This window comes from uncultured Allobosea sp. (assembly GCF_945957345.1).
In the GTDB taxonomy this organism is placed as follows: domain Bacteria; phylum Pseudomonadota; class Alphaproteobacteria; order Rhizobiales; family Beijerinckiaceae; genus Allobosea.
Genome location: NZ_CAMFKW010000002.1, coordinates 112,650 through 126,386 on the forward strand (window position 1 = coordinate 112,650; position 13,737 = coordinate 126,386).

The window sequence follows — 13,737 nt, forward strand, 5'->3', positions numbered from 1 at the left end:
GAAATATCGCCATTCATAGCGTTGATCGAGCGCTGGAGCATGGCTATTTCATGTTGCGCCGCAGCATTGTCGCTGCCCTTCCGTGAAAGCTCGCTATGACGCTCGCCGCGAACGATCGCAGCCTGGATGCATCGCTATCCGCTCATGCGCCCGCTTCGGCAGGGCTCGTGCTGCTCGCGCTCGCAATGGGCGGTTTCTCCATCGGCACCACGGAATTCGCGTCGATGAGCCTGCTGCCGTATTTCTCGGCAGGACTCGGCGTCGACGAGCCGACCGCCGGGCATGTCATCAGCATCTACGCGCTCGGCGTCGTCGTCGGCGCGCCGCTGATCGCCGTGCTGGCGGCGCGGATCCCGCGGCGCACGCTGCTGATCGGGTTGATGGGTGTCTTCGCGCTCGGCAACGGCTTGAGCGCGCTCGCCCCGAGCTATCACTGGATGCTGGCCTTCCGCTTCCTGAGCGGCCTGCCGCATGGCGCCTATTTCGGCGTCGCCGCCCTGGTCGCGGCGTCGCTCTCGGCCCCGAATCGCCGAGCGCAGTCGGTTGCGCGTGTCATGCTCGGCCTGACGGTGGCGACGATTCTCGGTGTCCCCGTCGCAAGCTGGACGGGGCAGGTGCTGGGCTGGCGCTCGGGCTTCGCCATCGTCGCAGGGCTCGCTCTGCTGACGGCTCTCCTGATCGCCCTGTTTGCGCCGCGTGACACGGTGCAACCGGGCGCGAGCCCGTTACGGGAGCTCGGTGCGCTGAAGCGCCGGCAGGTCTGGCTGACGCTGGCGACGGGTGCAATCGGCTTCGGCGGCCTCTTCGCCGTCTACACCTATGTCGCTTCCACGCTGATGGCGGTGACCCAGGTTTCGCCGGCGCTCGTGCCGGTCGTTCTCGCGATCTTCGGCCTGGGGCTGACGGCCGGCACGCTCTTCGCTGGCTGGGCGGCGGACAGGGCGCTCGTTCCGGCAACGGCGGCGCTGCTCCTCTGGAGCGCCTTTTGGCTCGCGGCCTTTCCCTTCGCGGCCGGCAATATCTGGGCGGTCTCGCTGGTCATCTTCATGATCGGCAGCGGCGGCGGGCTCGGTGCCATGCTGCAGACGCGCCTGATGGATGTGGCCGAAGACGCGCAGACGCTGGCAGCGGCGCTCAACCACAGCGCCTTCAACACCGCCAATGCACTCGGCCCCTGGCTCGGAGGCATGGCGATCGCCGCCGGCTACGGCTGGACCTCGACAGGTTGGGTCGGGGCGGCGCTGGCGCTCGGCGGCCTCGGCATCTGGCTCATCGCGGTTCTCGACGCCCGCCGCTGAGCCCGCTGCCGGGCATGTCCCGGCGCGATGATCCTCCGTTCTTTGGTCGTATCGCGTGCATAGCTGCTCGTTTGGGCGTGCAAGCTGCGAAAAGCTGCGTCGCGCCCTCTTGCGAGCGCGACGAAACTGCGCCCAATCTGTCGCGACAGAGCCGGACCGGGACAACAGCAAGACCGGCCGGACTGCATCGCGGAGGTTCCATGAAGAGTTTCGTTCGTTTCATCGCGGCGGCGGCGTTGACGGTTGCCGGCGCGACAGGGGCGCTCGCCCAGGCCAAGGAGTGGAAGGAAATCCGGATCGGCACCGAAGGCGCCTATCCGCCCTACAACAACCTGAACGCCAAGAAGGAGCTCGAGGGCTTCGAGATCGATTACGGCAACCTGCTCTGCGAGAAGATGAAGGTGAAGTGCACCTGGGTCGTGCAGGACTGGGACGGCATCATCCCGGCGCTGCAGGCCAACAAATACGACGTCATCTTCGCCGGCATGAATGCGACCGACGAGCGCAAGAAGCAGGTCGATTTCACCACGGTCTACAGCAAGACCCCGATCTGGATGATCGGCCCGAAGAGCACGAAGTCCGACGACATCTCGCCGGCCGCGCTCAAGGGCAAGTCGATCGGTGCGCAGGGCTCGACGATCCACGCCAACTATGTCGAGAAATTCTACAAGGACTCGACCGCGCGCCTCTACCCGACCCAGGAAGAGGCCAATCTCGACCTGCTCAACGGCCGTCTCGACTACATCGTCGCCGACGCGCTCGCGCTGGCCGACTTCCTCAAGGGGAAGGGCAAGGATTGCTGCAAGAAGATCGCCGAGGTTAAGCGCGACGATGCCATCCACGGCCCCGGCGTCGCCGGTGCGGTCCGCAAGTCGGACGTGGCGCTCAAGGAGATGATCAGCAAGGCCATCGCCGAGACCATGGCCGACGGCTCGCACAAGAAGCTCGAGGACAAGTGGTTCAAGTACGACTGATCTGACGATGGTCACCCGCCGGCCAGTTTTGGCCGGCGGGCTTCGGTTCCTCGCGCTCCGGCCCTTCCATGTTCGACAAATTCGCTCTGCTTGGCTTCGGTGCCGGCGGCTGGGGCTGGGCCCTGCTGCAGGGCGCCGCCAACACCATCTCGGTCGCGCTCGCGACGCTGCCCTTCGGCCTGGCGCTCGGCCTCGTCATCGCGTTGTTGAAGCGCTCCGACCATGCGATCCCGCGGGCGCTGGCGACGATCTACACCACCGTCTTCCGGGGCGTGCCGGAGCTTCTCACGCTCTACATCATCTATTTCGGCATTCAGGTCCTGATGCAGCAGGTCTGGACCGGTTTCTCCATTCCTCCCTTCGTCGCCGGCATGGTCGCGCTCGGGCTCGTGCTCGCGGCCTTTTCCAGCGAGGTCTGGGTCGGCGCGCTGAATTCGATCCAGAAGGGCCAGCGTGAGGCTGCGGCGGCATTGGGCCTGTCGAAGGCGCAGGCCTTCCGCCTCGTGGTCTTCCCGCAATTGATCCGCGTCGCTCTGCCCGGCCTCGGCAATAACTGGATGGTGCTGCTGAAGGAGACCTCGCTGATCTCGGTGATCACGCTGCAGGACATCATGTTCATCGCAACGCGGGCCAATGTCGTGACCAAGGAGCCGTTCCTGTTCTTCGGCACGGCGATGCTGCTTTACTTCTTCTTCTCGGTGATTTCCGCCTGGGGCATCGACAGGCTCGAACAGCGCACCAATCGCGGCCAGGCAGCCTTCGGCGGAGCGACGCGATGAACTGGTGCGAATATCCCGGTTACCTCGTCGGCAGCGAGGTCCTGCAGAACTACGGCTGCCGAATGGCGAACGGCCTCTGGGTCACCTTCGAGCTCGTGATGATCTCAGTTGCCATCGGCTTCTTTCTGGCGCTCGGCCTCGCCGTCACCCGGCTCTACGGCCCGCGCTGGGCGCGGATGGCGGTGAGTGGCTACACCACCTTCCTGCGCGGCACGCCGCTGCTGTGCCAGCTCTTCCTCGTCTATTACGGCTTCGGGCAGTTCCGCGAGTTCTGGCAGGATACCGGCCTGTGGTGGTTCTTCCGCGAGCCGTTCTACTGCGCGGCCTTCACCTTCACGATCAACACGGCGGCCTATCAGGCGGAAATCCTGCGCGGCGCCATCCAGTCGGTCCCGCGCGGACAGTTCGAGGGGGCGCTGTCGCTCGGCCTGCACCGCTGGGCGACGCTTCGCCTCGTCGTGCTGCCGCAGGCGATGATCCTGGCTTTGCGTCCGCTCGGCAACGAGCTGATCGTGATGATCAAGTCGAGCGCGATCGTCTCGCTGGTGACGCTGTTCGACCTGATGGGCGCGACACGGCTGGCCTTCGCCCGCTCCTTCGACCTCTCGATCTATCTCTATGCCGCGCTGATCTATCTCGTGCTGGTCGAGATCATCCGCCGCGTCTGGGACAAGCTGGAGATCAGGCTGAGCCGGCACATGGCGTTGCGCTGACCCGGTCTCAGCCGGGCAGGGTCAGCACCACCGCGCCGCGCGGCGTCGCGACGACGGTGTGCTCGTACTGGACGGTGGGCGCGCAAGGATCGCTGTAGAGCGTCCAGCGATCGCCGTCGGCATTCTCGGCCCAATCCGCGCCCAGCGACAGGAACGGCTCGACGGTGAAGACGAGCCCGTTCGTCATGGTCCGGCGCTCGCTGCGATCGGGCCAGGTCGCGATCTCCGTCGGCTCCTCGTGGAGCGAGCGGCCGACGCCATGGCTCGCGAGATTGCGCACCAGCGTATAGCCGTTCTTCGCGGCGAAGCGCCCGACGGCTTGACCGATACCGGCGAGCGGCTTGCCGGCGCCGACCTGCCCGATCCCGGCCCAGAGCGCGCGCCGGCCATCGCGGCAGAGCCGCTCCAGCTTCGGCTTGACCGGCGGCACGGCGAAGGACGCGCCCGTATCGGCGAAGAAGCCGTTCTTCTCGGCAGAGACGTCGATATTGACGAGGTCGCCCGCGAGGATGCGCCGCTCTCCGGGGATGCCGTGGGCGATCTCCTCGTTGACGCTGATGCAGGTCGCGCCGGGGAATTCATAGGCGAGCTCCGGGGCAGGGCGCGCGTCATGGCGTTCGAGATAGTCCTGGCCGATCGCGTCGAGCTCGGCCGTGGTCATGCCGGGTTCGATCGCCTTGCCCATCGCCGCGAGCGCGCGGGCCACGATGCCGCCGATCTCCTTCAGCGCCTGCAATTCGTCGTCGTTCGATATCGTCATGCACCGGAGCTAAGCCGCGCGCCTCATGCCCGCAAGGGAAAAGCCGCATGGGCGGATGGCGTGCAATCGCCTTCCCCGTCCGGCGCCTGCACGCTAAAGCGGGATCATCTTCGGAGAAAAGCGGGAGTTCGGCATGGCCAAAGTCGCATTCATCGGTCTCGGCGTGATGGGGTTCCCCATGGCCGGCCATCTCAAGGCCAAGGGTCATGAGGTCACCGTCTACAACCGCAACCCGACGAAAGCGCAGGAATGGGTCTCCCGCCATGGCGGCGTCTCGGCGCCGACCCCGGCCGATGCCGCCAAGGGCCAGGAGATCGTCTTCTGCTGCGTCGGCAACGATGACGACCTCCGCTCGGTGACAACAGGAGAGAACGGCGCCTTTGCCGGCATGGAGAAAGGCGCGGTCTTCGTCGACCACACCACGGCTTCCGCCAATGTCGCGCGCGAACTCTATGAGGCGGCGAAGCAGGGCGGCTTCGGCTTCGTCGACGCGCCCGTCTCGGGCGGGCAGGCCGGCGCCGAGAACGGTGTGCTGACCGTGATGTGCGGCGGTGAGCCCGAGACCTATGCCCGCGTCGAGCCGGTGATCGCGAGCTTCGCGCGCATGTGCAAGCTGATGGGCCCGGCCGGCTCCGGTCAGCTCACCAAGATGGTCAACCAGATCTGCATCGCCGGTCTCGTCCAGGGCCTGTCGGAGGGCGTGCATTTCGCCAAGCGTGCCGGGCTCGATGTCGAGACCATGCTGGAGGTTATCTCCAAGGGCGCCGCCGGCTCGTGGCAGATGGAGAACCGCGGCAAGACCATGAACCAGAACAAGTTCGATTTCGGCTTCGCCGTCGACTGGATGCGCAAGGATCTCGGGATCGTCCTGGACGAGGGCCGCCGCAACGGCGCGCAGCTCCCGGTCACCGCGCTGGTCGACCAGTTCTATGCCGAGGTCCAGAAGATGGGCGGCAATCGCTGGGATACGTCGAGCCTGATTGCCCGTCTCGAAGGCTGAGATTGCGCCGGCTCGGTCCGCTCAGGTCGCCGGGCCCGGACGCTTCTTCACGAAAGTGACGGCGACCAGCCCGGCCGTCGTCAGAAGCCAGACGAACAGATTCATCGATTGCGGCCAAAGCGTCACCAGCCAGCTGATCAGCACGGTGAGTGCCGCACTGAAGCCGAGCTGGGTCGCGCCTAGTAGACCGGCTGCCGAGCCGGCCAGCTCCGGACGGGCCGAGAGCGCCTCGGCCGTAGCCCCTGGGATCGTCATGCCGTTGCCGACCGCGTTCACGGCCAAGGGCAGGAACAGCGCGAGCGGCGACCACCAGGGCGTGAACGACAGGGCGAGCGCCACTGCGGTCCCGAAAAAGGAGATCACCAGGCCGCGGCGCACCATCGTCTGCGTGCCGACGCGCACCGCCAGCCGCGACATGGCGAAGTTGCCGATCATGTAGCCGAGCGCGTTCAGGATGAAATAGGCGCCGTAGACATCCGAGCCGCGCCCCATCGTCTCGACGACGATATAGGGCGTCGCGGCGATGAAGACGAAAAAGGCCGACGAGGCGGACGAGCTCGCCGCGACGTTCAGCATGAACTCGCGGTTCCGCACGAGTTCCGGAAAGACGCTGAAGACGCCGAAAAGCGAACTCTGCTGGCCGAGATTGGGCGCGGTTTCGGGCAGGCGCGCGAGCGTGAAGACGAGCACCGCGCCACCGAACAGCGTCATGAACCAGAAGATCGCGCGCCAGCCGAAGGCGGTCTCGATCTGGCCGCCGAGCCAGGGCGCGAGCATCGGCGCCACCACCATCACCATGGTGACGGTGGCGATCTGGCTCGCGGCGTGGTCGCGATCGGCGGTGTCGCGGATGATGGCGCGCGACAACGCGAAGACGGCCCCGCCACCGGCGCCTTCCAGCACGCGTGCGATCAGCAGGATATGCGTGGTGGGGGCGAGCGCTCCGAGCACCGAGCCCAGCACGAACAGCGCCGTCCCCGCATTGACGCACGGGCGGCGGCCGAAGCGGTCGGAGAGCGGCCCGATGACGAGCTGCGTCAGCGCGACCGCGACCAGGAACAGCGTCAGCGTGAGCTGGATCGTGGCGTAGTTCGAGGTGAAATGCCGGGCAAGCGCCGGCGTCGCCGGGGCGAGCAGGTTGAGCGCGATCGGCTGCAGCGCCGAGATCGCGACGAGGATCGCGAGCGTGGGCTTGATTGCCGCCGTCGTCACGCGGCGCTCTTCCGGGTGAGCTTCAGGTTGGAATCGGGCCGCACGCGCTGCCGGTGCATGGTGTAGAGCCCGCTGCCGACGATCAGTGCGACGCCGATGAAGGCGAAGAAGTCCGGCACGTCGCCCCAGACGACGTAGCCGAGCACGGTCGCGAAGACGATGATGGCGTAGCGGTATTGCGAGATCACGCCGACATCCGTGCGCCGGAAGGCGCTGATGATGAAGAAGGTGCCGATCGTGACGAGCACGGCGGCGACCGCGATATAGACGGTCTGGATGCGCCAGATCGACAACCACGTCTCTGTGAAGCCGTAGGCGACGGCAACGAGGCCGACGAGGACCGTCGTGGTCAGCGACACGACCGTCGAGGGAACCTCCGCGCCGATGGTGCGCGTCGTGAGGTCCCGCCCTGCGACGAGGATGGCGCTGATCACGGCGACGATCGCCGCTGCGTTGAAGGATTCGGCGCCTGGCCGCACCACGAACAACACACCGACGAAACCCACGGTCAGCGCCGCCGCGCGCCGCCAGCCCACCTGCTCGATCCGCAGCACTGCCGCCAGCGCGACGATGAGCAGGGGAGAGGCCATGTTGATCGCGGTAAGGTTGGCGAGCGGCATTAGCCCGAGCGACCAACCGAAGGTTAGCGCGCTGAAGGCCTCGAGGAGGCCTCGCTGCAGAACACGAGGGCGAAGGACCATGTGGAGCCGGTCGCTTTCCCGCGCGGCGAAGACGAGTGCGAAGCCGACGACAACGGCGAACGATGCCCGGATGGTGATCGCCTGCCCGGCCGGATAGACCTCACGGGCGAGCTTCATGAACACATCGTTGACGACGAAAAGCGACATCGCGACGAGCATGAAGACGATGCCGCGGCGGTTTTCGGCTGCGCTGGCCAAGGGATCGGATCCAGTTCGGGAAGCTTCAGGCCGGCAGGCGCGACAGCGAGAATGGTTTCAGGTCGAAGGGGGAATGTCCGGTCGTCGACAGGTCGGCGAGGATTTCGCCGATCGCGCTCGCGAACTTGAAGCCATGGCCCGAGCAGGCTGAGGCGAAGACGGCCTGCGGCACGCCCGGCACCGTATCGATGATGAAGTCTTCGTCCGGCGAGACGGTATAGACGCAGCCCTTCACCGTCAGCGGCTCGCCGGCTGCGTCGGGGAGGTAGCGCGCCAGGCATTCGCGGATCAGCCTGATCTGGTTCTCGCTCGGCGTGCGGTCCGGTTCGTGCGGATCGATAGGCTCGCGGCCGAAATGCGGCCCGCCGAGCTTGAAGCCCGGATGCTCGTAGAGCGGAAAACCGTAGAAAGTGCCTTCATCGGCACTGAGGATGAAGACCGGGAAGGCACCTTCGCGGAACAGTTCCGGGCGGCGCGTGGTGAACCAGCCGATCGCCTGCTTCACCGTGTTGACCTGCTTCGCCAGCGCCGGCACCGCATCTGTGATCCAGCCGCCGGAGGTGATGACGAGCCGCCCGGCCGAGTAGGTGCCACGTTCTGTGCGGACGATGACGCCGCCTTGTGCCGTGGGAGTCCAGTCCAGCAGAGGCTCGTTGGTGCGGATCTCGGCACCGCGCGACTGCGCCAGCCCGACATGGGCGTAGATTGCCTTTTCCGAGGCGACGAAGCCGCCATCCGGCTGCCACAGGCCGATATGCCCTTCCGGCAGCTGGAAAGCCGGGAAGCGCCGCGTCACCTCCGCGCCTTCCAGGACTTCATGCGTCAGCCCGTGGTCGAGACAGGATTGAAGCGAGGATTCGACCGGTCCGCCGCCCTTTGGCGCGAGGTCGAGCGAGCCCGTGACATGGAGTAGTTTCATGCCGGCCTGCTCGCCGGTCTGCGCCCACAATTCATGCGCGCGCTTCACGATCGGCACGTAATGCGAGCCCTCGAAATAGGCGAGGCGGATGATCCGGGTGAGGCCGTGGGAAGAGCCCATCGCATGGCCGAGGTCGAAGCGCTCGAGCCCGAGCACCTTGAGCCCGCGCTGCGCCAGATGCCAGCAGGCCGCGGACCCCATGGCGCCCACACCGGCGACGATGACGTCATAGCTGTGCTGGCTCATGGGCGTCTGTCCATTTGGCGCGGAAAATCCAGCCATACAGGGGCGAGGGACGTGGGTCCAATGCGTCTCCGGCAAGGGCGCCGTGCGGCGGCGTGGAAGCTTTTGTTAACGGGCCGGCACCATAACCGGACACGGGCTTGACCTATGGTGAGACTGGGCAGGGGATGCAGGGCAGGATTCGACGTTGGCTGGGCGCCCGAAATGCGGTGGAGGACATCCCCGCGGCGCCGGTGCCGGCGGTGGAGGCCACGGCCCACCAGGCTTCCATCCAGCTTCATGACGCCTCCACCCATGATGCCGTTGACGATATCGAGCGCGACATCCTCTCTGCGATGCAGCGGCTGACGAAGGAGCTCGGCGAGGTCGAGCAGCGCTCGGCCGAGTCCGAGAGCGGCTCGCGCACCATCCTCGAGAATGCCGGCAGCATGCGCATGGCCGTGAGCGCCGCCAGCGAGAATGCTTCCGCGCTCGCCGCCGCGACCCATCAGGTCTCGCAGGCGGCGGAAGAGGTCGACGGGGCGATGGTGAGTGTCCGCGACAGGCTCGACGCCGCGGTGCTGCGCGCCGGTGAGGCTGCGCTGATGCTGGACGGCCTGGCGTCGGCGACCGGCGAGATCCGGGGCATCGTCGATTCGATCGCCGAAATCGCACGCCAGACCAATCTCCTGGCGCTCAATGCGGCGATCGAGGCGGCCCGCGCCGGCGAGGCCGGGCGCGGCTTCGGTGTCGTCGCGCATGAGGTGAAGTCCCTCTCCGTCGAGGTCAGCGAGGCCGTCGGCCATATCCGCGAGCGCGTGGACCGTCTGACGCGCGCAGCCCAGGGCTCGACCGGCATCGTCAACGACACCTTGCAGATCGTGCGTGATGTCAATCCGATCATGGCGACGATCGGCAAGGCTTCGCAGGAGCAGGCCAGTTCGACCGCGGAACTCTCCCGGAATGCGCGGGAAGCAGCCCTGTTCGTGGAAGGCGTCGCGCGCCGCGCCGACGAAATCGACCGCATCGCCCATGAGACGGTCGCGGAGAGCGAGCGCGCCCGCCGGGCGACGCAGAAGGGCAGTCGCCTCGTCGGCAACATGCTCAGGCGCTTCAAGCCGGCACTGCGCCATTCGGCTTTTGCGGACCGGCGCCGCTTCGACCGCTTTCCCACGGCGCGCAATGCGCATCTCGCTGTCGGCGGGATCGATATTGCCGGACGGCTCGTCGATCTCGGCCGGGGCGGTGCCTTGCTGGCCGGCTCGCCTCAGGCGCGTCTGCCGATCGGCGGCGCAGGCGTGGTCACGATCGAGGGACTGCCGCCGTTGCCCTGCCGCATGACCGGTGTCAGCGAGCATGGGCTGCATATCGCCTTCGCTGGTGATGCCGCGGCCGGCTGTGATGCGCTGGCAGGCATGATCGAGGATATCGAACGCTCCTATCGCCCGCTGATCGAGCGGGCACAGGATTTCGCCCGCGAGGTCGCGGGAGCGATGGAAGCGGCCATCGATCGAGGTCTGATTTCCGAAGAGGATCTGTTCGACCTCCGCTATGTCCCGGTGCCCGAAAGCGAGCCCCGGCAATATCTGAGCCCGAGCTTGCCGGCTCTTGAAGCCGTCCTGCCGCCGCTTCTGGCAGGTGCGCTTGCCGCCGATCGCCGGCTGGTCTTCGCCCTGCCGAGCGATCGCAACGGCTATATGCCGGTCCATCACGTCGATTGGTCCCTGCCGCCGCGCCCCGGCGATCCCGCCTGGAACGCCGCGCATGCCCGCAACCGGCGGATCGCCGACAGCCGCGTGGGCCTGAGCGCCGGCCGTTCGATCCGCCCCTTCCTCATCCAGCTCAGCCGGCACGAGCACGAGGATGGCCGTGCCGAATTCCTGAGCGAGATCAACGCGCCACTACGCGTCCGCGGCCGCCACTGGGGCGGCGTGCGAATGGCGTATCGGCTCTAGAGGGCTGATGTCGCGTTTGCTGAACTGACCCGCCTGTCATCCCGTGTCTGCGCAGCAGCGTGCAACGCTGCTGCGCAGACACGGGACCGCGCATTTCAGCGCGGAGAGAGCGGCGCCTCTCTACAACCGGTCCCAGCTCACGTTGATCGAGAGCTTCTGAAAGGCCTGCTTCCACAGCGTCGCCGCCTGTTCGAGCCTCGCCGCATCGTAGACGCCCTGGACCTGATGTACGCTCAGCTCCCAGCCCGACGCGCCCGAATCCTGCCAGACCTTGCCGAGCAGCCGCCGCAGCCGCTCCGGATCGCGCGCACCGGCTCCGTTGCCGAACATCGTGAACTGGTTCGAGTTCTGCAGCATGTCGGAGACGAGCACGAGCTTGCGGTCGCCGGTCGGGACGCGGTTCTCGCGGCGCGAGACGACGTCCCCGATGGCCTCGACGATCGGCGACTGATTGCCCTTGGCCGGCTGGGTCAGCACCGTCAGCGCCTCGTCGAGCGGCCGGCCGAATTTCTCGACCCATTTGACGTATTCGCGGCGCGGGTTGCCGATCAGCTCGCTCGCCGTCTTGCCGGGGTTGCAGAGCGAGACGAGCGATGGGAAGCCGGGCTCGAACACGTCGTTGAAGACATAGATCGACAGCATCCGGTCAGTCGGCAACTCGTCACCGACCTGCTTGACCAGCGTCTTCAGCCGCTTCGCCTGCACCTCGCTCCACGGATCGGTCTTGTCGACGAGGATCAGCGTGTGGCCGACGGGGCCGGTCTTCGGGCACAGCGTATCCTGGTCGCGCGGCGGGCCGCGCAGCAGGGAAGGCGCCGCGAAGAAGCCGACAAGGCCAAGCCCGGCGAGCACGGAGGCGACGATCGCCCAGTTCTCGGTCTTCATGCCGTCAGCCTTTAGCGCTTCATTGCGGCGAAATCCTCCGCCGCCTGCTTCTGGGCTGCCTCGTCCTGCTCGAAGGCTTCGCGCCCGGCCTGCGCAGCCCTGAGCTTCACTTGCTCGATCTCGCCGGCGAGGTCGACCCCGCGCAGCAGCACAAGCCGGTCCTTGAGCTTGTTCTCGATCAGGGCCGGCATACTGGTGAGCTGCTGTTCGAAATCGTCGATCTGGCGGCGGGCTGCGACATATTCCGGCAGCTCCGCCGGTTGGTCGATCTCGGCGAGGCTCAGCGACTGCGCGAAATAGGCCGGCGGCAGGTCCGTGCGGACGCGCATATTCGCTTCGCGATATTGCATCATGGCGGCGTCCTTGGCGGCGCGAAGTTGCCCAAGGCGCGAGAGATAGAGATCGCGCGCCTTCTCGGCGGCTGCCTTCACGCCTTGCAGCTTGCCGAGTTCGTCGCGGCAATCCTCGCGGAAGCCGTCGACCTGCGTGCGGATCGCCTCCAGCTCCGGCAGCAATTCGGCATCGAGCCGGCGCCGTTCCTCCTCGACCGCGCTCCAGCGCTGGCGCCAGCGCTTATAGGCGGTGGCATGGCCGGGATAGGTGCCGAAGGCGGTGTAGCCCTTGGTCGCCGAAACGAAGGCGACGAGGCAACCGATGATGACGAGCGCGACCGACTTGATGTCATAGATCGCGAACGGGTTCTCCATCATCCGCGGCATCACCTGGAAGGAGCGCGCATCCGGGTTGGCGATCAGCATCTCGCGATAGTGCCCGACCGCGAGGTTGAACAGCACGATCAGCCCGATCATCCCGGCATAGGCCGGCAGTGCCCAGAACAAATGCGAGCTCTTCACGTGCTGGCAGTAGCGCGCCGGTCCCACGCCCATGAAGAAGCCCAGCGCGATATTCAGCGCCGAGATGATGACGGCGGTCGCAGCACCGCCGACCAAGCCGAAATCACTGGCTTCGGCGAAGAAATTGCCGTTGAGCAGGCTCTCGATGACCAGCGGCACGACCAGGAAGAACAGGATGAACTGCCACTTGTCGAGCTTGGGATCGGCTCGGCGCTTGTTCTCGTAATTGAAGAAGGCGTATTCGCGCTTGGCCCTGAGCGCGTCATAGACGCGCTGCTCCAATTCCCCGCCATGCTTGCCGAGCATCGCGCGCATGGTCGCCTCGACGCCGCGCACGCGGCCCTCGAAACGCTGCTGCGTGAACAATTCGCGCCGGCTCGTGACCTCGGCCTGGATAGCGTTGAGACTGGCCGCTGCCTCCTGCCGCAAGGTCGCGAAATGCTCGCGTGCCCGGGCGATCAGCGTCTGTTCGGTCTGCGAGAGCATCGTCGCATGGGCCGGTGGCTGGTTCTCGACCGCGTCGCTTGCACCGTGATGCCCGGCCTTCACCGACTCGGCCAGATGATGGGCGCTCGGAGCAGGCGTCATCCGCACGACCCGCGAGGCTGCACCGTCGTCATTCGCCATGGGCGGCTCGCATCAGGAAATGACGGGCCTCGACGATATCGACCCAGAAGTCGCGGAAACCGGGATAGGCCGGGCGCAGATAGGCGCGCCTGAACCAGATCGTCAGCGCGAGGAGGCCGCACAGGCCGAGGATCGGCAGGGTCGCGCCCGCAAGAGCCGGCATTCCCTCGTTGGCCAGATGGGAGACTATCAACGCCAGCCCGAGCACGCTCGCGATCGCCAGCGAGGCCAGAACGCTGTGGCGGCCGGTGTCGTAGGCCAATTGCAGAGCCGCGGTCATCAGCGTGATCGCGAAGGCCGCGCAGAGTTCGAGGACCGCAATCCCTGCGACGACAGCGGCTATACCGGCCATGATCCCCGTCGGCGATGCCGGCGAGAGCACGGTGAAGACGCCGCGCGCCGAGGACCAGCCCAGGAACAGACAGAACAGCAGCGTCGCGAACAACAACATGGCGGGGAGGGGCAGGGCGCGCCGCAGATTCGCAGCCATGATCGCGAGCCGCGCCGCATGGGTCTGCCTCACGGCACCGTCGATCGCACTCGCGGCCGCCTTGATCCGGCGGGCCATCGCCTTGAACTGTGACCGCATGCAACTCCACCCGTCGCGCGGACGGTGACCGCATTCGGCCGAAGGGTCAAG

The 13,737-nt window shown here is 66.6% G+C and carries 13 protein-coding genes; 6 read left to right on the top strand and 7 right to left on the bottom strand.

Annotated features, from left to right (window positions below; all coding sequences use genetic code 11):
• The first annotated feature begins 95 nt into the window (after positions 1 to 95).
• The 4 genes from Q0Q36_RS01485 to Q0Q36_RS01500 all read left to right on the top strand — a co-directional run bounded on the left by Q0Q36_RS01485 (position 96) and on the right by Q0Q36_RS01500 (position 3,764).
• The gene (locus tag Q0Q36_RS01485; RefSeq protein WP_293795030.1) at positions 96 to 1,298 is read left to right on the top strand and encodes an MFS transporter; all 1,203 of its coding nucleotides are present in this window, start codon (positions 96 to 98) and stop codon (positions 1,296 to 1,298) included.
• 200 nt (positions 1,299 to 1,498) lie between these two features.
• Entirely contained in the window at positions 1,499 to 2,272 is a 774-nt protein-coding gene (locus Q0Q36_RS01490) for a transporter substrate-binding domain-containing protein (RefSeq protein WP_293795032.1), read from the top strand.
• A gap of 68 nt (positions 2,273 to 2,340) precedes the next feature.
• Positions 2,341 to 3,051 (top strand): ABC transporter permease subunit, encoded by a 711-nt coding sequence (locus Q0Q36_RS01495; protein WP_293795033.1) that lies wholly within the window; start codon positions 2,341 to 2,343, stop codon positions 3,049 to 3,051.
• On the top strand, positions 3,048 to 3,764 hold the full coding sequence (locus Q0Q36_RS01500) for an ABC transporter permease subunit (RefSeq protein WP_293795035.1): 717 nt from the start codon (positions 3,048 to 3,050) through the stop codon (positions 3,762 to 3,764). Before Q0Q36_RS01495 ends, Q0Q36_RS01500 begins: the two co-directional genes overlap by 4 nt.
• A gap of 7 nt (positions 3,765 to 3,771) precedes the next feature.
• Here Q0Q36_RS01500 and map read toward each other — a convergent pair whose 3' ends face one another.
• A complete protein-coding gene (gene map / locus Q0Q36_RS01505; protein WP_293795036.1) occupies positions 3,772 to 4,524 on the bottom strand; it encodes a type I methionyl aminopeptidase in 753 nt (250 codons plus the stop codon).
• A gap of 133 nt (positions 4,525 to 4,657) precedes the next feature.
• On the opposite strand from map, the gene Q0Q36_RS01510 reads away from it, so the two are divergent.
• Positions 4,658 to 5,524 carry an NAD(P)-dependent oxidoreductase gene (locus tag Q0Q36_RS01510; protein ID WP_293795037.1) on the top strand — a complete coding sequence of 289 codons (867 nt, stop codon included), beginning with the start codon at positions 4,658 to 4,660 and terminating at the stop codon, positions 5,522 to 5,524.
• Positions 5,525 to 5,545: 21 nt separating this feature from the next.
• Here the strand turns inward: Q0Q36_RS01510 and Q0Q36_RS01515 are convergent, their stop codons facing one another.
• Genes Q0Q36_RS01515 through solA form a run of 3 tightly spaced genes read right to left on the bottom strand, consistent with a single transcriptional unit; the run spans position 5,546 to position 8,800 of the window.
• A complete protein-coding gene (locus tag Q0Q36_RS01515) occupies positions 5,546 to 6,736 on the bottom strand; it encodes a multidrug effflux MFS transporter (protein WP_293795038.1) in 1,191 nt (396 codons plus the stop codon).
• Positions 6,733 to 7,635: a DMT family transporter gene (locus Q0Q36_RS01520; RefSeq protein WP_293795039.1), complete on the bottom strand. Its 903-nt coding sequence runs from the start codon at positions 7,633 to 7,635 to the stop codon at positions 6,733 to 6,735. The genes Q0Q36_RS01515 and Q0Q36_RS01520 overlap by 4 nt, the downstream gene beginning before the upstream one ends.
• A gap of 25 nt (positions 7,636 to 7,660) precedes the next feature.
• Complete coding sequence (solA, locus tag Q0Q36_RS01525; protein WP_293795040.1) at positions 7,661 to 8,800, bottom strand: N-methyl-L-tryptophan oxidase; 1,140 nt, start codon at positions 8,798 to 8,800, stop codon at positions 7,661 to 7,663.
• Between the two features lie 206 nt (positions 8,801 to 9,006).
• Between solA and Q0Q36_RS01530 the strand changes: the two genes are divergently transcribed.
• Positions 9,007 to 10,731: a methyl-accepting chemotaxis protein gene (locus Q0Q36_RS01530; RefSeq protein WP_293795041.1), complete on the top strand. Its 1,725-nt coding sequence runs from the start codon at positions 9,007 to 9,009 to the stop codon at positions 10,729 to 10,731.
• Between the two features lie 120 nt (positions 10,732 to 10,851).
• On the opposite strand, the gene Q0Q36_RS01535 is transcribed toward Q0Q36_RS01530, so the two are convergent.
• The 3 genes from Q0Q36_RS01535 to Q0Q36_RS01545 are packed head-to-tail and all read right to left on the bottom strand — an operon-like array spanning position 10,852 to position 13,686.
• The gene (locus Q0Q36_RS01535; protein ID WP_293795042.1) at positions 10,852 to 11,616 is read right to left on the bottom strand and encodes a hypothetical protein; all 765 of its coding nucleotides are present in this window, start codon (positions 11,614 to 11,616) and stop codon (positions 10,852 to 10,854) included.
• Positions 11,617 to 11,627: 11 nt separating this feature from the next.
• Positions 11,628 to 13,097, bottom strand: coding sequence for a hypothetical protein (locus Q0Q36_RS01540; protein ID WP_293795043.1), 1,470 nt, complete (start codon positions 13,095 to 13,097; stop codon positions 11,628 to 11,630).
• A complete protein-coding gene (locus Q0Q36_RS01545) occupies positions 13,087 to 13,686 on the bottom strand; it encodes a hypothetical protein (RefSeq protein WP_293795044.1) in 600 nt (199 codons plus the stop codon). Before Q0Q36_RS01545 ends, Q0Q36_RS01540 begins: the two co-directional genes overlap by 11 nt.
• Positions 13,687 to 13,737: the final 51 nt, after the last annotated feature.

What these genes read in the sequence shown, in the direction of transcription:
- Q0Q36_RS01545 (WP_293795044.1), bottom strand. Translation starts at nt 13,686, where the DNA reads ATGCGGTCACAGTTCAAGGCGATGGCCCGCCGGATCAAGGCGGCCGCG.
- Q0Q36_RS01485 (WP_293795030.1), top strand. Translation starts at nt 96, where the DNA reads ATGACGCTCGCCGCGAACGATCGCAGCCTGGATGCATCGCTATCCGCT.
- Q0Q36_RS01500 (WP_293795035.1), top strand. Translation starts at nt 3,048, where the DNA reads ATGAACTGGTGCGAATATCCCGGTTACCTCGTCGGCAGCGAGGTCCTG.
- Q0Q36_RS01490 (WP_293795032.1), top strand. Translation starts at nt 1,499, where the DNA reads ATGAAGAGTTTCGTTCGTTTCATCGCGGCGGCGGCGTTGACGGTTGCC.
- Q0Q36_RS01540 (WP_293795043.1), bottom strand. Translation starts at nt 13,097, where the DNA reads ATGGCGAATGACGACGGTGCAGCCTCGCGGGTCGTGCGGATGACGCCT.
- Q0Q36_RS01535 (WP_293795042.1), bottom strand. Translation starts at nt 11,616, where the DNA reads ATGAAGACCGAGAACTGGGCGATCGTCGCCTCCGTGCTCGCCGGGCTT.
- map (WP_293795036.1), bottom strand. Translation starts at nt 4,524, where the DNA reads ATGACGATATCGAACGACGACGAATTGCAGGCGCTGAAGGAGATCGGC.
- Q0Q36_RS01495 (WP_293795033.1), top strand. Translation starts at nt 2,341, where the DNA reads ATGTTCGACAAATTCGCTCTGCTTGGCTTCGGTGCCGGCGGCTGGGGC.
- solA (WP_293795040.1), bottom strand. Translation starts at nt 8,800, where the DNA reads ATGAGCCAGCACAGCTATGACGTCATCGTCGCCGGTGTGGGCGCCATG.
- Q0Q36_RS01510 (WP_293795037.1), top strand. Translation starts at nt 4,658, where the DNA reads ATGGCCAAAGTCGCATTCATCGGTCTCGGCGTGATGGGGTTCCCCATG.